This is a genomic window from Pseudomonas kilonensis (genome assembly GCF_001269885.1).
GTDB lineage: Bacteria > Pseudomonadota > Gammaproteobacteria > Pseudomonadales > Pseudomonadaceae > Aquipseudomonas > Aquipseudomonas kilonensis.
The window spans coordinates 20,203-43,123 of the sequence record NZ_LHVH01000026.1; the positions used below are offsets into that span (position 1 = coordinate 20,203).

Here is a 22,921-nt window from a genome sequence, read left to right on the forward strand (position 1 = left end):
TCAGTTGCAGCGCCAGTGCCCTCCAGCTCAGCGTTGTTCGATTGGCACGAACTTGCGCTGTTCGACGCCGGTGTATTCGGCGCTCGGTCGGATGATGCGGTTGTTGGCGCGTTGTTCGAACACGTGGGCGGCCCAGCCGGTCAGGCGCGAGCAGACGAAGATCGGCGTGAACAGCTTGGTCGGGATGCCCATGAAGTGGTAGGCCGAGGCATGGTAGAAATCGGCGTTGGGGAACAGTTTCTTCTGTTCCCACATGGTCTTGTCGATGGCTTCGGAAACCGGGAACAGCACCGTGTCGCCCACTTCATCGGCGAGTTTTTTCGACCAGCCCTTGATCACCTCGTTGCGCGGGTCGTTGTCCTTATAGATCGCGTGACCGAAGCCCATGATCTTGTCCTTGCGCGCCAGCATGCCGAGGGTGCCTTCGATGGCGTCCTGCGGTGAGCTGAAGCGCTCGATCATTGCCATCGCCGCTTCGTTGGCGCCGCCGTGCAGCGGGCCGCGTAACGAGCCGATGGCGGCGGTGATGCAGGAGAACAGGTCCGACAGCGTGGAGGCGCAGACCCGGGCGGTGAAGGTCGAGGCGTTGAATTCGTGCTCGGCGTAGAGGATCAGCGAAACATTCATCACCTTGACGTGCAGCTCGCTCGGCTTCTTGCCGTGCAGCAGGTGCAGGAAATGGCCGCCGATGGAGACTTCGTCGGTCACGCATTCGATGCGCTGGCCTTCGTGGCTGAAGCGATACCAGTAGCACATGATGGCCGGGAACGCGGCCAGCAGGCGGTCGGTCTTGTCGTGCTGCTCGGAAAAGTCTTCCTCGGGTTCCAGGTTGCCCAGGAACGAGCAGCCGGTGCGCATGACGTCCATCGGGTGGGCGTCGGCGGGAATGCGCTCCAGCACTTCTTTCAAGGCTTGGGGCAAGTCGCGCAACTGGCGCAGTTTACCGGTGTAGGCGTCCAGCTGTGCCTGGGTCGGCAGCTCGCCGTACAGCAGCAGGTAGGCCACTTCTTCAAATTGTGCATCTGCCGCCAGGTCGCGAACGTCGTAGCCGCGATAGGTCAGGCCGGCGCCCGACTGGCCTACGGTGGACAATGCGGTTTGCCCGGCCACCTGGCCGCGGAGCCCGGCGCCACTGAGTACTTTTGCTTCGGCCATTTGCTGTCTCCAGTTTTTAGATTTGTAGAGAATGGGGGGGGAAGATCGCAGCCTCGTTGCACTCGACAGCTCCTACACAGCGCCTACGCGGCCCCACCCTGTAGGAGCTGTCGAGCGAAGCGAGGCTGCGATCTTTTCATTTTTTCGCCGCGAACAACGCATCGAGCTTCTGCTCGAAGGTGTGGTAGTCGATGCGATCGTAAAGCTCCATGCGGGTCTGCATGGTGTCGATGACATTCTGTTGGGTGCCGTCGCGACGGATCGCGGTGTAGACGTTCTCGGCCGCCTTGTTCATGGCCCGGAAGGCCGACAACGGGTAGAGCACCAGGGACACGTCGGCACCGGCCAGCTGTTCGGTGGTGTACAGCGGGGTCGCGCCGAATTCGGTGATGTTGGCCAGGATCGGCGCTTTTACGCGGCTGGCGAACAGCTTGTACATCTCAAGCTCGGTGATGGCCTCCGGGAAAATCATGTCGGCACCGGCCTCGATGCAGGCCGCGGCGCGGTCCAGGGCTGATTCCAAGCCTTCCACCGCCAGGGCATCGGTACGGGCCATGATCACGAAGCTGTCATCGGTGCGGGCATCGACGGCGGCCTTGATGCGGTCGACCATCTCTTGCTGCGAGACGATTTCCTTGTTCGGGCGATGGCCGCAACGCTTGGCGCCAACCTGGTCCTCGATATGGATGGCCGCCGCGCCGAACTTGATCATCGACTTGACCGTGCGCGCCACGTTGAACGCCGAGGAACCGAAACCGGTGTCCACGTCCACCAGCAGCGGCAGGTCGCACACGTCGGTGATACGGCGCACATCGGTCAGCACGTCATCCAGGCCGGTGATGCCCAGGTCCGGCACGCCGAGGGAGCCGGCCGCCACACCGCCGCCCGACAGGTAGATCGCCTTGAAACCGGCGCGTTTGGCCAGCAGCGCGTGGTTGGCGTTGATCGTGCCCACCACTTGCAGCGGATGCTCGGTGGCGACCGCATCGCGGAAACGCTGGCCTGGCGTGCTCTTGCTGGAACTCATGACTCACCTCGTTCAGTGGCGGCGCTGTCCTGGAAATGACGCGCAATGTTGCGTTTGGACGCACCGATGTGCCGGCGCATCAATAATTCAGCCAGTTCGCCGTCACGGTCGGCGATGGCGTCTAGAATCCGGTGGTGCTCGGCAAAGGCCTGGCGCGGACGGTTGGGCGTGGTGGAAAACTGGATGCGGTACATGCGCACCAGTTGGTACAGCTCGCCGCAGAGCATCTGCGTCAGGGTGCGGTTGCCGCTGCCCTGGATGATCCGGTAATGAAAGTCGAAATCGCCTTCCTGCTGGTAATAACCGACACCGGCCTGGAACGCCGCATCGCGCTCGTGGGTTTCCAGCACCCGGCGCAGTTCGTCGATTTCTTCCAGGGTCATGCGTTCGGCCGCCAGGCGGCAGGCCATGCCTTCGAGGGATTCACGGATTTCGTAGAGTTCCAGCAACTCGGCATGGCTCAGCGACACCACCCGGGCACCGACGTGAGGCACCCGCACCAGCAGGCGCTGGCCTTCCAGGCGGTGAATCGCCTCGCGCAGCGGTCCGCGGCTGATGCCGTAGGTGCGCGCCAGCTCAGGCTCGGAGATCTTGCTGCCGGGGGCGATCTCGCCTTTGACGATGGCGGCCTGGATACGTCGGAAGACGTTCTCGGACAGGGTCTCCGAATCGTCCTGGGCCATCACCGGGGTTTCGAGCTGATCGAGCATATTGTCGACACCTTTCAAATCAATACGGCAAAAACTAACCAATAGCAGCGTTAAGGTCAAAGTAAAAATCAATATTGTCGACAATCGTCTAATAAGCCCACCCGACATAACCGCTCGTTTGAATGCGTCGTAGCCTCCGGCCAGCGGTGGCGTCAGAAAACCACCGTGCTAGAATGCCGCGCGATTTGCCGCTCTCCTTTTATATAGGGAAGGCTGCCCAGGGAGCTTGTGCAGTAATGCCAGGGCCTGAACCGATAAACGGAACGCTGCGCACCAGGATCTATGACACTCAAGCCCTTCACCGCTGTTCTTTATTTCATGTGCCTGCCGGGGCTTGCCGTGGCGGGTGAAAAAACCGTGTACGGCCTCAACGAATACGCCGCCCTGCAGGGCATCGACCTGGAGGTCGCCGCAAAGCTGGACACCGGCGCCAAGACCGCGTCCCTCAGCGCCCGGGACATCAAGCGCTTCAAGCGCAATGGCGAATCCTGGGTGCGCTTTTACCTGGCCATTGACGCGGCCCACTCGCACCCCATCGAACGTCCGCTGGCCCGGGTCAGCAAGATCAAGCGCCGCGCCGGTGACTACGACCCGGAAGAAGGCAAGAAATACACGGCCCGACCGGTCATCGAACTGGACATCTGCATGGGCTCGGCCCTGCGCAGCATCGAAGTGAACCTGACCGACCGTAGCGCCTTCCAATACCCGTTGCTGATCGGTTCCGAGGCGCTCAAGCGCTTCGACGCGCTGGTCGACCCCAGTCTTAAATACGCTGCCGGCAAACCCGCCTGCGCCAATGCCGCTCAAACCGCAGAGTAATTCCAATGCGCTCCCTTACCCTCCATCTGAAAATGCTGATCGCCATCCTGGTGGTGCTGGGCCTGTCGGTGACGGCCTATCAGATTTTCGTGCTCGGCATCCCGGTCACCGAAGACGCCACCGACGACTTGTGGAACATCGACGCCAAGGTCGAGTTCGTGCCCAACGCCAAGGATCCGGTGAAGATCCAGATGTTCGTGCCACCGCTGAGCCGCGACTACGTGAGCCTCAACGAGAGTTTCATTTCCAACAATTACGGCGTGGCGGTAAACCGGGTTGACGGTAACCGCAAGGTGACGTGGTCGGCCCGTCGCGCCAAGGGCAACCAGACCCTGTATTACCGCCTGGTGCTGACCAAGCGCTACAGCGCCGAGAAAACCAAGGTCAAGGGCCCGACCTTCCGCGACAGCATTGCCGTCGAAGGCCCGGAGAAACTCGCCGCCGAAGCCCTGCTCGCACCGATCCGCCAGCACTCGGCCGACGTCGAGACGTTCATCAGCGAAGCCATCAAGCGGGTCAACAACCTCAACGACGACAACGTCAAGCTGTTGCTGGCCGGTGATCCTTCGTCGGCCAACAAGGCACGCATCGTCGAACTGGTGCTGTCCATCGCCCACGTGCCGGTGGAAAAGGTCCACACCATCCGCCTGGTGGCCGACCAACCGCAGGCCCCTGAACTGTGGCTGCGCAGTTTCAACGGCACCGACTGGCTGTATTTCAACCCGGACTCCGGCGAACAAGGCCTGCCCACCGACCGCCTGTTGTGGTGGACCGGCGATGAAAACCTGATCACCGTCGATGGCGGCAAGAAAGCCACCGTCACCTTCAGCATGAACAACAGCGAAATGAACGCCATTCGCCTGGCCAAGCTGACGGACGAGAACACCGACGCCAACTTCCTCGAATACTCGCTCTACGGCCTGCCGCTGCAGACCCAGCAAACCTTCATGATCATGGTCATGATCCCGATCGGCGTGCTGGTCATCCTGATCCTGCGCAACCTGATCGGCCTGCAAACCCTCGGGACCTTCACCCCGGTGCTGATCGCGTTGGCCTTCCGCGAAACCCAACTGGGCTTCGGCATCATCCTGTTCACGGTGATCACCACGCTGGGCCTGTCGCTGCGTTCGTACCTGGAGCACCTCAAGCTGCAAATGCTGCCCAGGCTCTCGGTGGTGCTGACGTTCGTGGTGGTGCTGATCGCCGCCATCAGCCTGTTCAGCCATAAGCTGGGCCTGGAACGCGGCTTGTCGGTAGCGCTGTTCCCGATGGTGATCCTGACCATGACCATCGAACGCCTGTCCATCACCTGGGAAGAACGCGGCGCCGGCCACGCGATGAAAGTCGCCATCGGCACCTTGTTCGCCGCGTCCCTGGCGCACCTGATCATGAGCGTGCCGGAACTGGTGTACTTCGTGTTCACTTTCCCGGCGATCCTGCTGATCCTGGTGGGCTTCATGCTGGCCATGGGTCGTTATCGCGGCTACCGCCTGACCGAGCTGGTGCGGTTCAAGGCCTTCCTCAAGGCAGACTCCTGATGTTCGGCTTCTGGAAGACCTGGAAGGCCCTGGAAGCCCGGGGCATCATGGGCATCAACCGGCGTAACGCCGACTACGTGCTCAAGTACAACAAGCGCAGCCTGTACCCCATCGTCGATGACAAGATCATCACCAAGGAACGGGCCATCGCCGCCGGCATTCATGTGCCGGAGCTGTACGGGGTGATCTCCACCGAAAAGGAAATCGACAAGCTCGACGAGATCATCGGCGGGCGCACCGACTTCGTGATCAAGCCGGCCCAGGGCGCTGGCGGCGACGGCATCATCGTCATCGCCGACCGCTTCGAAGGCCGCTATCGCACGGTGTCCGGCAAGATCATCAGCCATGAGGAAATCGAGCACCATGTCTCCAGCATCCTCACCGGCCTGTACTCCTTGGGCGGGCACCGTGACCGGGCGCTGATCGAGTACCGCGTGACGCCGGACCAGATCTTCAAGAGTATCAGCTACGAAGGCGTGCCGGACATCCGCATCATCGTGCTGATGGGCTATCCGGTGATGGCCATGCTGCGCTTGCCAACCCGCCAGTCCGGCGGCAAGGCCAACCTGCACCAGGGCGCCATCGGCGTGGGCGTCGACCTCGCCACCGGCCTGACCCTGCGCGGCACCTGGCTGAACAACATCATCACCAAACACCCCGACACCACCAACGCGGTGGACGGCGTGCAACTGCCCTACTGGGACGGTTTCATGAAGCTGGCCGCCGGTTGCTATGAGCTGTGCGGGCTGGGCTACATCGGCGTCGACATGGTGCTGGACCAGGAAAAAGGCCCGTTGATCCTGGAATTGAACGCCCGGCCAGGCCTGAACATCCAGATCGCCAACGACTGCGGCCTGACCTTGCGCACCCATGCGGTGGAAGCCCACCTGGAAGAACTCAAGGCCCGCGGCGTTACCGAAACCGTGGAAGAGCGCGTGGCGTTTGCCCAGGCGTTGTTTGGGCATATTCCGCCGGTTGAAGGCTGATCTCGTTCCCTGTGACCTGGAACATAGCGGACCTTGTGGCGAGGGGATTTATCCCCGCTGGGCTGCGGAGCAGCCCCAAAGCCTGACACCTCGGTGTATCAGAGAGATTGAATTCAATTGTCCAGGGGTTGCTTCGCAACCCAGCGGGGATAAATCCCCTCGCCACAATTAAAACTTCGCCAGAAATAGCTTCGGTAGCCACAGGCATGCCCATCTCCGACATCCCTCTAGGAGCAAATCCTACAGAGGGATTACAATCGCTCCCCCGCCTGAACGGCTGACCTGCCCCGCCCATGCCAACCTGCTCCGTACACCCGCTGCCCTACCGCGCCAACCCTGCCGAGTATTTCGCGGCGATCCGTCATGCCCCTGGCAGCGTGCTGCTCGACAGTGGCCGGCCGAGTGCCGAGCGCGGGCGTTACGACCTGCTCAGCGCCTGGCCGCTGGCGCAACTGGCGGTGTTGCCGGACGAGAGCGGCAGCGACTTCCTGCAACGCCTGCGCATTCAACTGACACAACTGGGCGACGCGGTACTGCCGGCCACGGTGCAATTGCCCTTTGCCGGAGGGCTGATCGGCTACTTGAGCTACGACTTCGGCCGACACCTCGAAACCTTGCCGTCCCACGCCAAGGACGACCTGCAACTGCCCGACGCGCGTTTTGGCGTGTACGACTGGGCGCTGGTCAGCGACCACCAGGCGGGCACCAGCCAACTGGTGTTCCACCCCCATTGTGGCGAAGGCGAACGCCAGCGCCTGATCGCGCTGTTCAGCCAGCCGAGCGCGGCTCCCGCTCCCCCGTTCAGCCTTGACGGACCGATGGCGCCAGACCTCAGCGCCGAAGCCTATCGACAGGCCTTCGAGCGTATCCAGGCGTATATCCAGGCGGGTGACTGCTACCAGGTCAACTTTGCCCAGCGCTTTCGCGCGTCCTGCCAGGGCGATGCCTGGGCCGCTTACCAAGCGCTGCGGGCGGCGTGCCCAACACCATTTTCCGGCTTCCAGAGCCTGCCCGATGGCGGCGCGGTGCTGAGCCTGTCCCCCGAGCGCTTCGTCAAGGTCAGCGAAGGCCAGGTGGAAACCCGGCCGATCAAGGGCACCCGGCCCCGCGGCACAACACCCAGCGAAGACGCGGCCCACGCCGCCGAGTTGCTGGCCAGCCCCAAGGACCGGGCGGAAAACCTGATGATTGTCGACCTGCTGCGCAACGACCTGGGCCGCACCTGCCGCATCGGCTCGGTGCGGGTGCCGGAGCTGTTCAGCCTGGAAAGCTACCCGAACGTGCATCACCTGGTCAGCAGCGTGACCGGCGAGTTGGCTGAGGATAAAGACGCTCTCGACCTGATCGCTGGTAGCTTTCCCGGTGGCTCGATCACCGGCGCGCCGAAAATCCGCGCCATGCAAATCATCGACGAACTCGAACCGACCCGACGCGGCCTGTATTGCGGCTCGTTGCTGTACCTGGACGTGCGCGGGGAAATGGACAGCTCCATCGCCATCCGCAGTTTGCTGGTCAAGGATGGGCAGGTGTGCTGCTGGGGCGGTGGCGGGATTGTCGCGGACTCGGACTGGGAGGCCGAGTATCAGGAGTCGATTACCAAGGTGAAGGTGTTGCTGGAAACCTTGCAGAACCTCTAAAGCATCGCGGGCAAGCCTTGCTCCCACAGGCTGGTGTGGTGCCACCTGTGGGAGCAAGGCTTGCCCGCGATGACGGCGTGTCAGTCAACATTACTGCCGGCTGGGCCATCGCTTTCGCGAGCAAGCCCGCTCCCACAGGGGGTTGGGTTTACAAACTGAGATTGCGGTTCGAAGCCTTGAGGAATTCCTGCTTCAACTCGGCAAAGCTGTGCACCGCCGGGAACTGCGGGAATTCACGGATCACGTTCTCCGGCGCATGGAACAGAATCCCGGCGTCGGCTTCGCCCAGCATCGTGGTGTCGTTGTAGGAATCCCCCGCCGCAATCACCCGGTAGTACAGGCTCTTGAACGCCAGGACCGACTGGCGCTTGGGATCTTTCTGACGCAACTGGTAACCCGTCACCCGTCCAGCGTCATCGGTAATCAGCCGATGGCAGAGCAACGTCGGGAAGCCCAACTGGCGCATCAACGGCTGGGAAAATTCGTAGAACGTGTCGGACAGAATCACCACCTGGAAGCGCTCACGCAACCAGTCGACAAATTCGATGGCGCCGTCCAGCGGCTTGAGGGTGGCGATGACTTCCTGGATGTCGGAAAGCTTGAGGCCGTGTTCATCAAGGATGCGCAACCGTTGCTTCATCAGCACGTCGTAGTCGGGAATGTCCCGAGTGGTTGCCCTGAGGGCGTCAATCCCGGTTTTTTCAGCGAAGGCGATCCAGATCTCCGGGACCAGTACACCTTCCAGGTCGAGACAGGCAATTTCCACAAGACACTCCCATTTTTTCTGATGTTTATTGGTTGAGCGAACAAAAGGCTTGCCGACTCTAGCCATTCGTCGAAGCCTGCGCAACGCACAGGAACGCGCCAGCCCCGACAGCTTTTGTTACCATCAGCCCTATATAGAGCGCCCAGCGCCACCGACCTGTAGGAAACCGCCCTGATGAGCCCATCGTTTGACGTCGTGGAACTCGCCACGACCTATGCCAACAAGTCCCCGCAGGACATCCTCAAACTGGCCTTCGCCGAATTCGGCGACGAGCTTTGGATATCTTTCAGCGGCGCCGAAGACGTGGTGCTGGTGGACATGGCCTGGAAGCTGAACAAGAACGTCAAGGTGTTCAGCCTCGACACCGGCCGCCTGCACCCGGAAACCTATCGTTTCATCGACCAGGTGCGCGAGCACTACAAGATCGACATCGAGCTGGTTTCGCCGGACCACACGAAACTTGAACCCTTCGTGAAGGAAAAAGGCTTGTTCAGCTTCTACAAGGACGGTCACGGCGAGTGCTGCGGCATCCGCAAGATCGAACCATTGCGGCGCAAACTGACCGATGTCCGCGCCTGGGCCACCGGCCAGCGCCGCGACCAGAGCCCCGGCACCCGCAGCCAGGTGGCGGTGTTGGAAATCGACACGGCGTTTTCCACCCCGGAGCGCACCCTGTACAAGTTCAACCCTCTGTCGCAGATGACCAGCGAAGAAGTCTGGGGTTACATCCGCATGCTGGAGCTGCCTTACAACAGCCTGCATGAACGCGGTTTCATCAGCATCGGCTGCGAGCCCTGCACCCGCCCGGTGCTGCCAAACCAGCACGAGCGCGAAGGCCGTTGGTGGTGGGAAGAAGCCACGCAGAAAGAATGCGGGCTGCACGCCGGGAACATCATCGCCAAATCCAAGACCGTCTAAGCGTCCGCCGCACCCTGTACACAAAAATGTCACTACAAGTGGCATTTTTGTGTGCACTTATTACGTTACTGCCCCCAAAGGTGACACACACCTTCCCGCCTCGCCTGCCCTTCTAACCTCCCTGGCGTTCGCCAAAATATAAATACCTGTTTAAACGGTCAGTTTTAAATCACGGTATTTCAGCTAGTTACGCAATGATCATAACGAAACGAAATTAGCGCTTCTTCGGATATATCTGTAAGTGGCATAGATTTGGCTTTAGTCGACACGTGCTTTGTATACAACTTATATAAAACATACACACACTTTAGATCCGCAAGCCTGAAGCGCCCTATCCCGTACAGGCTGCAGATGCCCCGTAATCAATGATGCTCGCCCGCCGCGACGAAGATTTGTCGAGCCCCGCGCTCATGCACAGTCATCGCTGCGCCGAGAATCAGGAGCCTGCCGGAATGCGTACAAGTCTCTCCAATAACATCGCGCTGGATCTGCCCTCCACCACCACGGCCCTCGACGACAAGACTGCCGCGTCCCTGGCCCTGAGCCCGAGGCTGCACAACAAGGACCTGGCGCCGACCAAGGCCGAAGGTCGACGCTGGGGTCGCTACAGTATCTTTGCCCTGTGGACCAACGACGTGCACAACATCGCCAACTATTCCTTCGCCATCGGCCTCTATGCCCTGGGCCTGGGTGGCTGGCAGATCTTGCTGTCCCTGGGGATAGGCGCGGCGCTGGTGTATGGCTTCATGAACCTGTCCGGCTACATGGGCCAGAAAACCGGGGTGCCGTTCCCGGTGATCAGCCGGATCAGCTTCGGGATCCATGGCGCGCAGATTCCGGCCTTGATCAGGGCGGTCATCGCCATTGCCTGGTTCGGTATCCAGACCTACCTGGCGTCGGTGGTGTTCCGGGTGTTGCTGGTGGCGATCCACCCGGGCTTCGCCGACTACGACCACGACTCGATCCTCGGCCTGTCGAGCCTGGGCTGGGTGTGTTTCGTGGCAATCTGGTTCGTGCAACTGGTGATCCTGGCCTACGGCATGGAGATGGTGCGCCGTTATGAAGGCTTTGCCGGCCCGGTGATCCTGGTGACCGTCGCGGCCCTGGCCGGTTGGATGTACACCCAGGCCGACGCCACCATTGCCTGGTCGATCCGCGAACCGCTGACCGGTGGCGAGATGTGGCGCAATATCTTTGCCGGTGGCGCGCTGTGGCTGTCGATCTACGGCACCTTGATTCTCAATTTCTGCGACTTCGCCCGCTCCTCGCCGTGCCGCCGGACCATCGTCGTCGGCAATTTCTGGGGCCTGCCGGTGAACATCCTGGTGTTTGCCGCAATTACCATCCTGCTCTGCGGTGCGCAGTTCCAGATCAATGGACAAATCATTGAAAGCCCGACCCAGGTGATTGCCTCGATCCCCAACACCTTCTTCCTCGTATTGGGCTGCCTGGCCTTCCTGATCGTCACCGTGGCGGTGAACATCATGGCCAACTTCGTCGCCCCGGCCTTTGTGCTCAGCAACCTGGCGCCCAAGTACCTGACCTTCCGCCGCGCCGGGTTAATCAGCGCCGCCATTGCCGTGCTGATCCTGCCGTGGAACCTCTACAACAGCCCGCTGGTGATCGTGTATTTCCTGTCCGGCCTCGGCGCCCTGCTCGGGCCGCTGTACGGCGTGATCATGGTCGACTACTGGCTGCTGCGAAAAGGCCGCATCAACGTGCCGCAACTGTACAGCGAGGACCCAAACGGTGCGTATTTCTACAGCAACGGGGTCAACCTGCGCGCGGTGGCGGCGTTCATTCCGGCGGCGCTGATCGCGATCATCCTGGCGCTGGTGCCGGGTTTCGACAGTATTTCACCGTTCTCCTGGCTGATTGGCGCTTCGATTGCAGGGCTGCTGTACCTGATCATCGCCAAGCGCCAGCCGTATTACGAGGACGTCAGCGGCGAATCCATCGCTGTGGATAACGTCAATCATTGATCGCCCAAACGGCCCGCCAGGTCCGGGCCGCTTACTTTTATGTGTTAAGGAGGACAGCTCATGCGAATTCTTGTGGTCAACGTCAACACCACCGAATCCATCACCCAGGCCATCGCCCGCCAGGCCCAGGCCGTCGCCGCGCCGGGCACCGAGATCGTCGGGCTCACGCCGCATTTCGGTGCCGACTCCATCGAGGGCAATTTTGAAAGCTACCTGGCGGCCATCGCGGTGATGGACCGAGTGATGTCCTACGACCAGCCGTTCGACGCGGTGATCCAGGCCGGCTATGGCGAACACGGTCGTGAAGGCTTGCAGGAACTGCTCAACGTGCCGGTGGTGGACATCACCGATGCCGGCGCGAGCACCGCCATGTTCCTCGGCCACGCTTATTCGGTGGTCACCACCCTGGACCGCACCGTGCCGCTGATCGAAGACCGGCTCAAGCTGTCCGGCCTGTTCGACCGCTGCGCCTCGGTACGGGCCAGCGGCCTGGCGGTGCTGGAACTGGAGCAGGATCCGCAACGGGCGGTTGAAGCCATCGTGCAGCAGGCCGAACTGGCAGTGAGCCAGGACAAGGCCGAAGTGATTTGCCTGGGTTGCGGCGGCATGGCCGGGCTCGACGAGCAGATCCGCCAGCGCACCGGCGTGCCGGTGGTCGATGGCGTGACGGCGGCGGTGACCATTGCCGAAGCGCTGGTGCGACTGGGGTTGTCGACGTCGAAAGTGCGCACCTACGCGACGCCTCGGCCCAAGACCATCATTGGCTGGCCGGGGCGGTTTGGGCGGTGAGTTCACGGCTTGAGACCGAGGCGCGGCCTTCGCGAGCAAGCCCGCTCCCACAGGCGATCTGTGTCGTACACAAACCTTCTGATCAACACAATCCAATGTGGGAGCGGGCTTGCTCGCGAAGGCCGCGCCTCGGTCTGGAGCCAAGCTCAAACCGCACTAAACCGCCGCGCCAACCCCTGCTCGGCAAACTGCTCGATGATGAAATCCACAAACGCCCGGGTCTTGCCTGGCAACAGCTTGTGTTCGGCGTAATAGATGGAGATGTTGCCATCGTCGACATACCAGTCCGGCAGCACCCGCTGCAGTGCCCCGCTTTCCAGGAAGGGAACGGCGATCGGCATGCTCACCAGGCCGATGCCAAGCCCTTGGGCGGCGGCCGCGCAGTCGGCTTCCGAATCGCTCATGGTCATGCGTGTCTTGAGCGTCAGCGGGCTGTGCTCCCGATTGCGGCTGGTCAGTTGCCAGGAACGCACGCGCCCGGTTTGTGGGGAACGAATCAGGATGCCTTGATGCTGTGACAGATCTTCCGGTTCCGTCACCGCGGCATGGGTTTGCAGGTAGTCGGTCGAGGCAACCAGCACTCGATGAGCCACCGTCAATTTGCGCGCCACCACCCCCTGGGGCAGCTCGAAACCGCCGCCGATGGCGGCATCGAAGCCCTGGCCGATCAAGTCCACCTGGCGATTATCGAAATGCCAGTCCGGGTTGATCGCCGGATAACGTCGCAGAAATTCCCCCAGCAACGGCACGACATACAATCGACCGAACGCCGTGCCCATGCTCACCTTCAGCGTCCCCGCCGGTTGCCCGCCGGCGCTGGCCAGGTTGGCGACGGCGTTCTGGATGGTGTTGAAGCTGCTGCCGACTTCCCTCAAGAACAACTGTCCGGCTTCGGTCAGCCTCAGGCTGCGGGTGCTGCGCTGAAACAGGCGTACGCCCATTCGCGCCTCCAGCTTGGCGACGCTTTTACCCACTGCGGCCGGGGTCACGCTCAGACGTCGCGCCGCCTCGGCAAAGCTGCCGACTTCGGCGCTGCGCACGAAGCATTCGATACTGTTGAAGGTCTCCATGAGCCCCACTCTAAACTTTTGGTTTAGACAGACTATAGCAATGACGGTCTACACAGCCCACCGCACCTTCTTGATACTCGCTCCATCACCGCGGCATCTCGCCCCGGCACTTTTTGGAGATCATCATGAGTAACCCAGCACTGAGCGGTAAAGTCGCCTTGATCCAGGGCGGTTCTCGCGGCATCGGCGCCGCCATCGTCAAACGCCTGGCAGCAGAAGGCGCCGCCGTGGCCTTCACCTACGTCAGCTCTGGCGCAAAATCTGAAGAACTGCAGAACAGCATCACCGCAGCAGGCGGTAAGGCCCTGGCGATCAAGGCCGACAGCGCCGACGCCGAGGCCATCCGTAACGCCGTCGCGGCCACCGTCGAGGCTTTTGGCCGGCTGGACATCCTGGTCAACAATGCGGGCGTACTGGCGATGGGGCCGCTGGATGAATTCAAACTCGAAGATTTCGACCGGACCCTGGCCGTCAACGTGCGCAGCGTGTTCGTCGCCACCCAGGCCGCTGCGCGGCACATGGGCGAAGGGGGTCGGGTCATCAACATCGGCAGCACCAACGCCGACCGCATGCCCTTCGCCGGCGGCGGGCCTTACGCCATGAGCAAGGCCGCACTGGTGGGCCTGACCAAGGGCCTGGCCCGTGACCTCGGCCCGCGCGGCATCACCGTCAACAACGTGCAGCCCGGCCCGGTGGACACCGACATGAACCCGGCCGACAGCGACTTCGCCTCCAGCCTGATGTCGCTGATGGCCATCGGGCGCTACGGCAACGTCGATGAAATCGCCAGCTTCGTCGCTTACCTGGCAGGGCCGGAAGCCGGTTACATCACCGGCGCCAGCCTGACCATCGACGGTGGTTTCGGCGCCTGATCCAGGCATGAAAAAACGCCGGTCATGGTTTTAACCATGGCCGGCGTTTTGCTGCGTAGCGCGACAGTGTCAGGCCCACTCCAACTCCGGCAAACCGCAAAGGCTCGGCTGGAACATTTTCAAGGAGCGGATGATCCCGTCGGCGTGGGCGTATTTTTCATCCGCCATGGCCGAATCCGGAATGGCAATGGCGGTCATGCCGGCGGCTTTCGCGGCGGTTACGCCGAACGGGGAATCCTCGAACACCAGGCAGTCGCGCGGCTCGACACCCAGGCGCCGGGCAGCGGTGAGGAAGATATCCGGCGCCGGTTTCGCCGCACCGACTTCAGGGTCATCCGCCGTCACGATGAAGTCGAACAGCGCGAACCAGTCCCGGTGCAAAGTGGTTTTCAGTGCGAAGGTCGGGCTCGACGAACTGGTGCCCACCGCAATCGGAACGTTGTGGGCTTTCAAATGCCGCACCAGCTCCTCGGCACCGGGCATCCCCAGGGCATGAGGAAAGCGCTCGCGCATCAAGGGCTCGCGGATGACCAGGAACTCTTCGGGGGTGATCGGCAATTCCAGCGCCTGGACGACGTAATTGGCCAGGTCCGTGGCCCCGCGCCCGATGATGTTCTGCTTGACGCTCCAATCGAACGTGCGCCCGTAGCGCTCGGCGATGATGGACGTGACCTCGGTGTAGATCCCCTCGGTGTCCAGCAACAGCCCATCCATGTCGAAAATCACAGCCTTGATCGGGCCAAACTCTTTCAGGGGTGCATTCATCGCATCTGATCCGTTATCAACACAACATTCCAGGGATGGCTCAGGTGCGGCCAGGGCAGCGTGTTCGCCTTAAAGGATTCAGCAGGATAACGAAGGGGGCTTGGAACCGGCAATGGGAAATCCATGGACGGGGTCCGTGGCGAGGGTGCCGCTGAATCGACAGGCGGGCCTGCGATCAGCTCGGCTTGCCGGAGGCATCGTCACCGGCGATGTCCGGGTCATCCGGGGTCGCTTCGATCTCCTCATCGTCGCTGGGTACCTGCTCGACGCCCGCATCGTCATCGGGTGGACGCTGGTCGCGGCTCAGGGAGTTGGTGGGCGAAGGCAGCGGGTATTCCGGGGTTTCATTCTCCTCGCTCAAGGGAACCAGGGCGTCATCCATCAGGGAACCGGGGTCTTCATTACCTGGGTCATTGACAACAGGCGTGCCCGAGGAGTCGTTCTCGTCCTTGTCTTGCGTTTGCGGCGTCATGGTACACCTCGCAATATTTGATGGATGTATGAGTTCGAAGCGGGGGGATGGCAATCGTTCCGGAGATTTTGATTTGCCGTTTTTTTGGGGGGTTAGGGTTTGAGTGTATATCCGTTTTTGTGGTAACGGCCGCTTATGGTTCCGCTCTTCCAGCGGCTCACTTTTGAGAAGCCCGGAAGCCGGCCCAGTCAAAAGTAAGCAAAACGCTTTTGCCCCACCACTCGGTGCCTCGCCTAGGCTCGGTGTGCCTGAACACAGGCATTGCTCCGTGGGCCACCGCGAGGCGGCCTGATAGCCGACCTGGTTCTCCCGGTCATACACCCATCACATCTGTGGGAGCAAAGCTTGCTCGCGATGGCGGTGGCTCAGTCACATGGATGTTGGGTTTGCTGGCCTCATCGCGAGCAAGCTTTGCTCCCACAGGTGATCTTGGGTGTTCATGAGTTCTGTGTTCACTGCGGCCCAATGTGGGAGCGAGCTTGCGCGCGATGGCGGTAGTGCAGTTGCATAGCGGCTGCTCTTGCCTTGGGTACTTAGCCCGCCAACCAAAAGAAGCCCAAAAAAAACGGCGCTTCCCATTTCTGAAAGAAGCGCCGTTTTTTCCAAGCGAACAGCATCACGGCACAAGGCCGGGGCTATTCATCCAAGCATGGGCTTAGCGATGCTTTTTCTTGTGCTTGTGCTTCTTGCCACCGGAGTGACCGTCGTTGTCGTTGGACAGGTTGCTGCCCAACGCGCCGCCCGCCGCGCCGCCAATGCCTGCGCCGATGGTGGAACCGGTGGAGCCGCCCAGGCGGTTACCGACAATCGAACCACCGGCCGAACCCAAGCCACCGCCAATGGCCGCTTCGGTGCGGCTGCCCTTGCGAGCGCCCACCGCACTGCCGGCTGCGCCGCCGACACCCGCGCCAATCGCGGCGCCGGTGCTGCCGCCCATTTGCTGGCCGACCACGTTGCCCAATACACCGCCCAGACCACCGCCGACCGCGGCGGTACCGTCGCCGGCAGCCATCGCGCCCTGGGCAACCACCAACCCCAGTACCAAGGTGGACAAAGTCAAACGCATGATAGAAACCTCAAAAATGCCGCATCGGGGAGAAATGGCCGGTGCGCGCGGGCGCGAGTTTACGCCAGACAGCGTCAGCCATGATGGTTGGACAACGAAACGGCGGTTTATTTTATGACAGGCAAAAAAAAGCCCGCTGGGGAAACGGGCAGGTACTGCTTTCTAACGGATGAGCTGAGAGTACGTACCTGCTTGTGAAAGAAACGTGAAAGAAAACGCCAGTTGAGAAAAGATGAAAAATATTTATGTAGAAGCCCCCGAAGCGGAACGCGAAGCGTCCCTGGCAACGATCAAAAAAAGGGCTGCTATGCAGCCCGGCGGGAGCAAGCTCCCCTACCACGATCCACGTCACTTTCTGACCGGGACCCTGGGCAAGAACTTGGCCTTCTCCCCTCGCTGTACTTTGGCCACCTTCGTCCTGATGGACTTGATCGGCTCGTCACCGAAGTCCGCATGATAGGCCGACTGGCCGCACTGCAACCCTTCATTGATCGGATACGCGGCAGTGTTCTCCTCGCTGTACGGTGCTCCCATTGCCTTTCCCCTTTCATCGAGGCCCATACCGGCAACAACCGGTTGCCTGACAATATCGACCTTCACGACAATGAGACTAGTCGGTCATCAACAGACTGTTGATTCAACAACGCCCTTGGCCGACGAATGGAACTCACTGTTTCAAAAAGGAAACACTCATTCAGCCCCCAGTATCGCCCGGTTTAGAACCCGGGAAACCTGATCGGCCGAATAGGGTTTGGACAAGAATTCAAAGCCCTCATGGCCGCTGTGGGCCAACTCTTCGCTGTAACCAGAGGTCAGCACCACCGGCAAATCCGGGCGCCGCTGACGCAGTTCCCTGGCCAGGGCAATGCCGCTGATGCCGGGCATCACCACGTCAGAAAATATCGCGTCGAACGCCATCGCATCCGGGCCGACCATTTCCAGCGCTTCTTCGGCGTTGGTCGCCCAGGCGGTTTCGTAGCCCAGGTCCTGGAGGATCTGGTTGGCAAAACGCCCCACCTCCAGGTTGTCTTCCACGATCAACACCCGACGCTTGCCCTTTTCCGGCAGCAGATGCGGGTGTTCTTCCGGGACAGGCTCGTGGTTTTTCTCGGGCGCCACCTCCGGCAGGTACAAGGTGAACACCGTGCCCTCGCCCACCACGGTCGAAACATCGACGTTGCCACCGGACTGCTTGGCAAAGCCAAACACCTGGGACAAGCCCAGCCCCGTGCCCTTGCCCACTTCCTTGGTGGTGAAGAAGGGTTCGAAGATGTGCTCGAGCACTGGCGAGTCAATACCGGTACCGGTGTCCGCCAGGGTAATGGCAGCAAAGGATTGCCCGGCCCCGGCATGACCACGGATCGGCGGCATGCCACCGCCGCAACTGAGCCGAAGCCACAGCGTGCCCTGGCCATTCATGGCATCCCGGGCGTTGAGGGCCATGTTGATCAGCGCCGTCTCGAACTGGCTCAAATCCGCGCGGATATAACAAGGTCGGTCGCACAACTCGACGTTGACCTGGATCCGCGCCCCGGTGACGGTTTGCAGCATGTCCCCCAGGCTCTGCACTTGCTTGCCCACATCGATGACTTGCGGCTTCAACGGCTGGCGCCGGGCAAACGCGAGCAACTGACTGGTCAACTTGGAGGCGCGCTCCACGGTTTCGGACACCGCCGTCATGTAGCGTTGCCGGCGCTCCTCGGACAGGCTGGGCATGCGCAGGAAGTCGACCGAAGAACGAATGATCGTCAGCAGGTTGTTGAAGTCATGGGCCACGCCGCCGGTGAGCTGGCCGATGGCTTCGAGCTTTTGCGATTGGCGCAGCGCCGCTTCGGTCTGTTTCAAACGCGTGGTGCGCTCCTCGACCCGTTCTTCCAGCGTCGCGTTCAATTCGGCCAGGGCCGCCAGGCCTTCACGCACGGCAGCGTCGGCACGGGCGCGCTCGATGTGGGCCCAGGATCGCTCGGTGACCTCCATCAGCAACGCCAGGTCGTAGGATGACCAGACCCGCGGCGTTTTATCGTGGATCGCCATCAACGCGGTCAATCGCCCGCCCTTGATCAACGGCACGCAGATGGTGGCCGCGATGCCAATGGCCTGGAACGTCGCCGCCTCCTCCGGCGCCAGTTCCTTGAGGTTATCGTTGATCACCAGCGGCTTGCCGGCCCGCAGGTTGGCGACGGCCAGCCGACCGAAATCAGCCAGCCGATAATGCCCAAGGATATGTGGCGAACCTAGCCTGGCCCAATCGCCGCGAATGGTGAAGCCGTCCTCGTCCTCATCCATGTCCGCGTAGGCACAGTTGGACAGGTTCAGGTGCGCCGCCAGGATCCGCGTGGTGGCTGCCATGATGCTCTGCGGGTCGGAGGCGTTCGCCACGGCATTGCCGATAGCATCGAGCACCGCCAGTCGCTGGGTCATGAACACCGTGGACGTGGTCTCGGTGACCGTATCCAGCATGCCCACCACCTTGCCGAACTGGTCACGGATGGGGCTGTAGCAGAACGTGAAATAAGCCTGCTCAGGACCGCCGCCGCGCTCAATGACCAGGGGGAAGTTCTCTATATAAGTCGCTTGCCCATCGAAGGCGCCCTGCACGATCGGCCCGATATCGCTCCAGACCTCCTGCCACACCTCATCGAACGGCCGCCCCAGCGCCTCGGGCTTGCTGCCGAGTATCTGCAGGAACGCGTCGTTGTACAGCGTGATCAGGTCCGGCCCCCATACGATGGCCTGGGGAAAATGCGAGGCGAGGCTCAGCGCCACGGTGGTCTTCAATACATCAGGCCAGTGGGCAAGCGGCCCGAGCGGCGTGTCCTCCCAAGGATGGCGGCGAACCCGCTCAGCCATTTCTCCATAGCTCTGGAGCCAATCTGTCATTGCGTTCGATCCTTCTGAGCCGCCAATACCAACGAGGGGGAAAAGCTTGTGACCCCTAGCAGGACCGTATTATCCCGTGTGGGGTGGGAATGCGCGATGGGATTGTGGGATGCGTCGGGGGGCAAATGGGGGGTAACGGGTAGATAAGGGCGATGAGGCTACAGAAATATCCTACATATCGTTGGGATTTGGCCTGATGTCAGTGAGGGGGTTGCTGAGGTGTAAGACATAAAGCTCGAATGCTTACGACTATGGCAATGTCCTACATATGATTGGGAATCCCCTTCCCTATCAATCCCTTGCGTATTTTTTGCGGTGACGTCTATAGTCTTGGCGTCGCCCAGATGGCGACCGGGTTTGGCGACCCGCAGTGGGCAAAACTATCCAGTGGAGCTTACTTATGAATCAATACATGGGCCTTACCAGCAACGCCGACGACCAACCCCTCTACGTCGACACCACCGCCCCACTACACATCCTGCTCGACTCAGCCGCCTACCGAATCCGTGCCGCTACCCAATTCCTGGAAAACTTGGCGATGCGTGATGAACAGACGATCGACCCCGCGACCTTGCAAGACTTGGCGCAGCTTTGCTGCATCCCACTGCGTGATGGGTGCGACGTGATGGATGTGATTGCACGACGATTGGATGCGGCACCGGCAGGTTCCACTCTATAAGCCTGCCAACCGACAACCTGTGGCGAGGGAGCTTGCTCCCGCTTGAACTGCGTTGTAGGAGCTGTCGAGTGCAACGAGGCTGCGATCTTTTCACTGCCAATTGAGTTCGGAGCGAAAGATCAAAGGATCGCAGCCTCGTTGCACTCGACAGCTCCTACACAGCTCCTACAGGGCCCCTGACTCATCAAGGGCTGGTGGTCCCACTTTGGTTTGCATACTAGCCTTCCAAAGGCTCGCACAAGGACGTCGAAAAACCATGCCTGACCGCAAACAACTCCACCAAGACGGCTACGCCCTGCTCCGTCAAGCGATCCCGACCGAGTGGCTGGCCGACCTTCGTGCCGTGTTCGATGCGGGCGTGAAACCGTCGGACCAATGGCCAGTGCCTCGCGGCATGGACTGGCGCTATTCGATGTTGGACGATGATTCGAAGATTCAGGCCGTATGTCGTCTACCCCAGCTACTGTCGGTGGCAGGTGAGTTGATCGGCGAGCGATTCTTCCTCTCCCAAGTGGAAGGCCGCGAGCCCCTTGCCGGTGGCGGCCACCAACAACTGCACCGCGACTTGTCAGCCCAACGGCCAGGCGACATCGCCATCGCCCTGGCTTTTTTCGACGACTACGGCCCCGAGAACGGCGCGACACGGATCGTCCCCGGTAGCCATCGACCTGAGCCGGACGCCCCACCCTTCGACTTCAATGACGAGTCACGCGCCGTACAGCTTTCAGGCTCTGCCGGTGACATCCTGGTGTTCGATGTCGATCTGGTGCACGCGGGCAGCCTGAACGTGATCGGCGCACGCCGTCGTTCCATTCTGATCAGCTATTTCTCGGAGTCGCTCTACGCGTCACACCTGGAAACCGTGGCGCTGCGCAATATTCGTATGGACACCCGCGACCGATTCGCCCCTTCGGAGTTTGCTTTCGGGGGCTAGGTTTTTGGTCGATAAAATTGTGCGCAGCGGTTCGAATCTGAGCTTTAATGCCCGTGCTTATCGACAACCCCATTCGTCTAATCAAGGAAGAAACGACATTGAAAACAGCTTTCGGCGCCCTGTTGTTGGCCTGCCTGACGACCACCGCATTTGCTGACGAAAACCCCGTCGGTTTCCAAACTTCCACCCTGCCGGATCCGCACAATGGCCGCGCACTGGAGATGGTCGTTTGGTACCCCAGCGCAACGACCGAAACCCCACAACTGATCGCCGATAACGCGGTGTTTGTCGGCGCCGCTGCCGTGCGTAACGCACCGCCCGCTGCCGGCGAACACCCATTGGTGGTGCTCTCCCACGGCTACCGGGGCAACTGGAGCAACCAGATCTGGCTGGCCAGTTCCTTGGCTCAGAAGGGTTACATCGTCGCCGCTATCAACCACCCCGGCAGCACCACCCATGACCGCAGCCCGCAAGCAGCGGCGCAGTTATGGCAGCGGCCCGTTGACCTGCGCCGAGCCATCGATGGCGTCACGACCCAACCTGAAAAGTTTGGCCGGGTCGCCCATGGCCGAATTGCAGCCGTGGGCCATTCACTCGGCGGCTGGACTGTCCTGGAAATCGTTGGCGCTCGCTTCGACCCAGAGCGCTTCGCCCAAGACTGTAAAACCCACCCGCAGCTAGCCAGCTGCACCGTTTACGAACAGATGAACCCTGCCAGCACCGCTGAATCAAAGGCCGAACTGGCCGCCGATTGGCGCGATAAACGCGTCACGGCGGTGGTGACATTGGACCTGGGCCTTTCACGGGGCATGACCGATAAAAGCTTGGCCGCGCTGCCTGTCCCCGCCCTGGTGATCGCGGCTGGCGTACCGTCGCGAGAGCTTCCCGCCGAGTTGGAGTCTGCCAACCTGGCCAAGCGCCTGCCCTCGACGACAAGCCGCTATGTCGAGATCAAAGACGCAAGCCATTTCAGCTTCATGTCGATGTGCAAACCTGGTGCGCAGAAAATCCTCGAAGAGCACGTGCCGGGGGATGGCATTATTTGCCGAGATGAGGATGGCGGGCGTGCTCGCGGGGTGATTCAGCAGCAAGTTGCATCGCTGATAGCGGAGTTTCTGGCGCAATCACCTGCAGACAAAAAAGGCAGTTTGTAACCGATGGTACTGACTCGCTGCGGCTTAACGAAAATGCCGTGGTAGGCATTTGGCATTCATGGAGGATTCTGACTGATGGCACGCGTGGGTTTGATACTGACACCCGGTTTTGCGGACTGGGAATATGCTTTCATCGCTGGAACTGCGTCCCCTTTTTACGGGATCGACGTCAGGTTTTTCGCGCCTGCTGCGGGGCAGTTCCGCTCCCAGGGTGGATTGGCCGTAACGGTTGATAGCGGTTTGCAGGAATGCCTGGAGTGGAAACCGGACGTTGTCGTGGTCATTGGTGGAATGGTCTGGGAACGTGCAGAGGCACCCGATATTGGCGATTTCCTTCAGGCGAGTCGATCACGTGGAGCGACAATTGCCGGTATCTGCGGAGGAACGCTGGCACTGGCCAGGGCCGGGCTTCTCGACACGGTTCCTCATACCTCGAACAGCGCCGACTTCTTGCAAAAGAATGCCGTGGGTTATGAAGGCAATGAGTTTTATCGAAGCAGCCCAGTAGCTGTGGTTGCGGACCGCATCATCACGGCTCCAGGCCCTGCCCCCGTGAGCTTCACCTGCGCAGTGTTCGAAGGTGCCGGGTTATCTTCAGAGATCATTGCTCAGTTCAGGTCGATGTTGGCAGCGGAACATGGGTAAGCGCTTCGCCCTACGTGAGCGTCTGTCGAAGTCACATGCCCGACCCGGCCGGATTTG

Annotated in this window: 22 protein-coding genes; 13 read left to right on the forward strand and 9 right to left on the reverse strand. The window is 61.0% G+C overall.

Annotated features, from left to right (window positions below):
* Positions 1 to 27: 27 nt before the first annotated feature.
* The 3 genes from prpC to AD662_RS19825 form a co-directional block, all read right to left on the reverse strand.
* Positions 28 to 1,155, reverse strand: a complete 1,128-nt coding sequence (prpC, locus tag AD662_RS19815; protein ID WP_018600257.1) for a bifunctional 2-methylcitrate synthase/citrate synthase — start codon at positions 1,153 to 1,155, stop codon at positions 28 to 30.
* A 136-nt stretch (positions 1,156 to 1,291) separates the two neighbouring features.
* On the reverse strand, positions 1,292 to 2,182 hold the full coding sequence (gene prpB, locus AD662_RS19820) for a methylisocitrate lyase (RefSeq protein WP_003204061.1): 891 nt from the start codon (positions 2,180 to 2,182) through the stop codon (positions 1,292 to 1,294).
* Complete coding sequence (locus AD662_RS19825; RefSeq protein WP_003204063.1) at positions 2,179 to 2,892, reverse strand: GntR family transcriptional regulator; 714 nt, start codon at positions 2,890 to 2,892, stop codon at positions 2,179 to 2,181. Before AD662_RS19825 ends, prpB begins: the two co-directional genes overlap by 4 nt.
* Before the next feature lie 282 nt (positions 2,893 to 3,174).
* Here AD662_RS19825 and rloA point away from each other — a divergent pair, with 282 nt between their 5' ends.
* From rloA to pabB, 4 genes are all read left to right on the forward strand, one after another.
* Positions 3,175 to 3,711 carry a retropepsin-like aspartic peptidase RloA gene (rloA, locus tag AD662_RS19830; RefSeq protein ID WP_018600248.1) on the forward strand — a complete coding sequence of 179 codons (537 nt, stop codon included), beginning with the start codon at positions 3,175 to 3,177 and terminating at the stop codon, positions 3,709 to 3,711.
* 5 nt (positions 3,712 to 3,716) lie between these two features.
* Positions 3,717 to 5,249, forward strand: coding sequence for an osmotic stress tolerance membrane protein RloB (gene rloB, locus AD662_RS19835; RefSeq protein ID WP_024616592.1), 1,533 nt, complete (start codon positions 3,717 to 3,719; stop codon positions 5,247 to 5,249).
* On the forward strand, positions 5,249 to 6,235 hold the full coding sequence (locus AD662_RS19840) for an alpha-L-glutamate ligase-like protein (protein ID WP_013693958.1): 987 nt from the start codon (positions 5,249 to 5,251) through the stop codon (positions 6,233 to 6,235). The genes rloB and AD662_RS19840 overlap by 1 nt, the downstream gene beginning before the upstream one ends.
* A 293-nt stretch (positions 6,236 to 6,528) precedes the next feature.
* Complete coding sequence (gene pabB / locus AD662_RS19845; protein ID WP_053189574.1) at positions 6,529 to 7,872, forward strand: aminodeoxychorismate synthase component I; 1,344 nt, start codon at positions 6,529 to 6,531, stop codon at positions 7,870 to 7,872.
* 148 nt (positions 7,873 to 8,020) lie between these two features.
* Here the strand turns inward: pabB and thrH are convergent, their stop codons facing one another.
* Positions 8,021 to 8,638 carry a bifunctional phosphoserine phosphatase/homoserine phosphotransferase ThrH gene (gene thrH, locus AD662_RS19850; RefSeq protein ID WP_018600240.1) on the reverse strand — a complete coding sequence of 206 codons (618 nt, stop codon included), beginning with the start codon at positions 8,636 to 8,638 and terminating at the stop codon, positions 8,021 to 8,023.
* A 174-nt stretch (positions 8,639 to 8,812) separates the two neighbouring features.
* Here thrH and AD662_RS19855 point away from each other — a divergent pair, with 174 nt between their 5' ends.
* The 3 genes from AD662_RS19855 (at position 8,813) to AD662_RS19865 (ending at position 12,327) form a co-directional block, all read left to right on the forward strand.
* The gene (locus AD662_RS19855; RefSeq protein WP_024616589.1) at positions 8,813 to 9,556 is read left to right on the forward strand and encodes a phosphoadenylyl-sulfate reductase; all 744 of its coding nucleotides are present in this window, start codon (positions 8,813 to 8,815) and stop codon (positions 9,554 to 9,556) included.
* 452 nt (positions 9,557 to 10,008) lie between these two features.
* Positions 10,009 to 11,538: an NCS1 family nucleobase:cation symporter-1 gene (locus AD662_RS19860; RefSeq protein WP_053189577.1), complete on the forward strand. Its 1,530-nt coding sequence runs from the start codon at positions 10,009 to 10,011 to the stop codon at positions 11,536 to 11,538.
* A gap of 60 nt (positions 11,539 to 11,598) precedes the next feature.
* Positions 11,599 to 12,327, forward strand: a complete 729-nt coding sequence (locus AD662_RS19865) for an aspartate/glutamate racemase family protein (RefSeq protein WP_018600232.1) — start codon at positions 11,599 to 11,601, stop codon at positions 12,325 to 12,327.
* A 146-nt stretch (positions 12,328 to 12,473) separates the two neighbouring features.
* Here the strand turns inward: AD662_RS19865 and AD662_RS19870 are convergent, their stop codons facing one another.
* Entirely contained in the window at positions 12,474 to 13,397 is a 924-nt protein-coding gene (locus tag AD662_RS19870) for a LysR family transcriptional regulator (protein WP_053189579.1), read from the reverse strand.
* Between the two features lie 125 nt (positions 13,398 to 13,522).
* On the opposite strand from AD662_RS19870, the gene AD662_RS19875 reads away from it, so the two are divergent.
* A complete protein-coding gene (locus AD662_RS19875; RefSeq protein ID WP_053189581.1) occupies positions 13,523 to 14,269 on the forward strand; it encodes a 3-oxoacyl-ACP reductase family protein in 747 nt (248 codons plus the stop codon).
* A 69-nt stretch (positions 14,270 to 14,338) separates the two neighbouring features.
* Here AD662_RS19875 and AD662_RS19880 read toward each other — a convergent pair whose 3' ends face one another.
* The 3 genes from AD662_RS19880 to AD662_RS19890 form a co-directional block, all read right to left on the reverse strand.
* Positions 14,339 to 15,034, reverse strand: a complete 696-nt coding sequence (locus AD662_RS19880; protein WP_014339428.1) for an HAD-IA family hydrolase — start codon at positions 15,032 to 15,034, stop codon at positions 14,339 to 14,341.
* A 175-nt stretch (positions 15,035 to 15,209) separates the two neighbouring features.
* On the reverse strand, positions 15,210 to 15,416 hold the full coding sequence (locus tag AD662_RS19885; protein ID WP_053189641.1) for a hypothetical protein: 207 nt from the start codon (positions 15,414 to 15,416) through the stop codon (positions 15,210 to 15,212).
* 745 nt (positions 15,417 to 16,161) lie between these two features.
* Complete coding sequence (locus AD662_RS19890; RefSeq protein WP_014339430.1) at positions 16,162 to 16,572, reverse strand: glycine zipper domain-containing protein; 411 nt, start codon at positions 16,570 to 16,572, stop codon at positions 16,162 to 16,164.
* A gap of 232 nt (positions 16,573 to 16,804) precedes the next feature.
* Here AD662_RS19890 and AD662_RS29370 point away from each other — a divergent pair, with 232 nt between their 5' ends.
* A complete protein-coding gene (locus AD662_RS29370) occupies positions 16,805 to 17,029 on the forward strand; it encodes a hypothetical protein (RefSeq protein WP_156334926.1) in 225 nt (74 codons plus the stop codon).
* Positions 17,030 to 17,262: 233 nt separating this feature from the next.
* On the opposite strand, the gene AD662_RS19900 is transcribed toward AD662_RS29370, so the two are convergent.
* Positions 17,263 to 19,452: a GAF domain-containing hybrid sensor histidine kinase/response regulator gene (locus AD662_RS19900; RefSeq protein ID WP_053189583.1), complete on the reverse strand. Its 2,190-nt coding sequence runs from the start codon at positions 19,450 to 19,452 to the stop codon at positions 17,263 to 17,265.
* Positions 19,453 to 19,852: 400 nt separating this feature from the next.
* On the opposite strand from AD662_RS19900, the gene AD662_RS19905 reads away from it, so the two are divergent.
* From AD662_RS19905 to AD662_RS19920, 4 genes are all read left to right on the forward strand, one after another.
* On the forward strand, positions 19,853 to 20,131 hold the full coding sequence (locus tag AD662_RS19905; protein ID WP_053189585.1) for a hypothetical protein: 279 nt from the start codon (positions 19,853 to 19,855) through the stop codon (positions 20,129 to 20,131).
* Between the two features lie 256 nt (positions 20,132 to 20,387).
* Complete coding sequence (locus AD662_RS19910; protein WP_053180801.1) at positions 20,388 to 21,065, forward strand: phytanoyl-CoA dioxygenase family protein; 678 nt, start codon at positions 20,388 to 20,390, stop codon at positions 21,063 to 21,065.
* A 98-nt stretch (positions 21,066 to 21,163) separates the two neighbouring features.
* Positions 21,164 to 22,219 (forward strand): alpha/beta hydrolase family protein, encoded by a 1,056-nt coding sequence (locus AD662_RS19915; RefSeq protein WP_053189587.1) that lies wholly within the window; start codon positions 21,164 to 21,166, stop codon positions 22,217 to 22,219.
* Positions 22,220 to 22,294: 75 nt separating this feature from the next.
* Positions 22,295 to 22,864, forward strand: a complete 570-nt coding sequence (locus AD662_RS19920; RefSeq protein ID WP_018613702.1) for a DJ-1/PfpI family protein — start codon at positions 22,295 to 22,297, stop codon at positions 22,862 to 22,864.
* Positions 22,865 to 22,921 lie beyond the last annotated feature (57 nt).

What these genes read in the sequence shown, in the direction of transcription:
- prpC (WP_018600257.1), bottom strand. Translation starts at nt 1,155, where the DNA reads ATGGCCGAAGCAAAAGTACTCAGTGGCGCCGGGCTCCGCGGCCAGGTG.
- prpB (WP_003204061.1), bottom strand. Translation starts at nt 2,182, where the DNA reads ATGAGTTCCAGCAAGAGCACGCCAGGCCAGCGTTTCCGCGATGCGGTC.
- AD662_RS19825 (WP_003204063.1), bottom strand. Translation starts at nt 2,892, where the DNA reads ATGCTCGATCAGCTCGAAACCCCGGTGATGGCCCAGGACGATTCGGAG.
- rloA (WP_018600248.1), top strand. Translation starts at nt 3,175, where the DNA reads ATGACACTCAAGCCCTTCACCGCTGTTCTTTATTTCATGTGCCTGCCG.
- rloB (WP_024616592.1), top strand. Translation starts at nt 3,717, where the DNA reads ATGCGCTCCCTTACCCTCCATCTGAAAATGCTGATCGCCATCCTGGTG.
- AD662_RS19840 (WP_013693958.1), top strand. Translation starts at nt 5,249, where the DNA reads ATGTTCGGCTTCTGGAAGACCTGGAAGGCCCTGGAAGCCCGGGGCATC.
- pabB (WP_053189574.1), top strand. Translation starts at nt 6,529, where the DNA reads ATGCCAACCTGCTCCGTACACCCGCTGCCCTACCGCGCCAACCCTGCC.
- AD662_RS19855 (WP_024616589.1), top strand. Translation starts at nt 8,813, where the DNA reads ATGAGCCCATCGTTTGACGTCGTGGAACTCGCCACGACCTATGCCAAC.
- AD662_RS19860 (WP_053189577.1), top strand. Translation starts at nt 10,009, where the DNA reads ATGCGTACAAGTCTCTCCAATAACATCGCGCTGGATCTGCCCTCCACC.
- AD662_RS19865 (WP_018600232.1), top strand. Translation starts at nt 11,599, where the DNA reads ATGCGAATTCTTGTGGTCAACGTCAACACCACCGAATCCATCACCCAG.
- AD662_RS19870 (WP_053189579.1), bottom strand. Translation starts at nt 13,397, where the DNA reads ATGGAGACCTTCAACAGTATCGAATGCTTCGTGCGCAGCGCCGAAGTC.
- AD662_RS19875 (WP_053189581.1), top strand. Translation starts at nt 13,523, where the DNA reads ATGAGTAACCCAGCACTGAGCGGTAAAGTCGCCTTGATCCAGGGCGGT.
- AD662_RS19880 (WP_014339428.1), bottom strand. Translation starts at nt 15,034, where the DNA reads ATGAATGCACCCCTGAAAGAGTTTGGCCCGATCAAGGCTGTGATTTTC.
- AD662_RS19885 (WP_053189641.1), bottom strand. Translation starts at nt 15,416, where the DNA reads ATGGATGACGCCCTGGTTCCCTTGAGCGAGGAGAATGAAACCCCGGAA.
- AD662_RS19890 (WP_014339430.1), bottom strand. Translation starts at nt 16,572, where the DNA reads ATGCGTTTGACTTTGTCCACCTTGGTACTGGGGTTGGTGGTTGCCCAG.
- AD662_RS29370 (WP_156334926.1), top strand. Translation starts at nt 16,805, where the DNA reads ATGAAAAATATTTATGTAGAAGCCCCCGAAGCGGAACGCGAAGCGTCC.
- AD662_RS19900 (WP_053189583.1), bottom strand. Translation starts at nt 19,452, where the DNA reads ATGACAGATTGGCTCCAGAGCTATGGAGAAATGGCTGAGCGGGTTCGC.
- AD662_RS19905 (WP_053189585.1), top strand. Translation starts at nt 19,853, where the DNA reads ATGAATCAATACATGGGCCTTACCAGCAACGCCGACGACCAACCCCTC.
- AD662_RS19910 (WP_053180801.1), top strand. Translation starts at nt 20,388, where the DNA reads ATGCCTGACCGCAAACAACTCCACCAAGACGGCTACGCCCTGCTCCGT.
- AD662_RS19920 (WP_018613702.1), top strand. Translation starts at nt 22,295, where the DNA reads ATGGCACGCGTGGGTTTGATACTGACACCCGGTTTTGCGGACTGGGAA.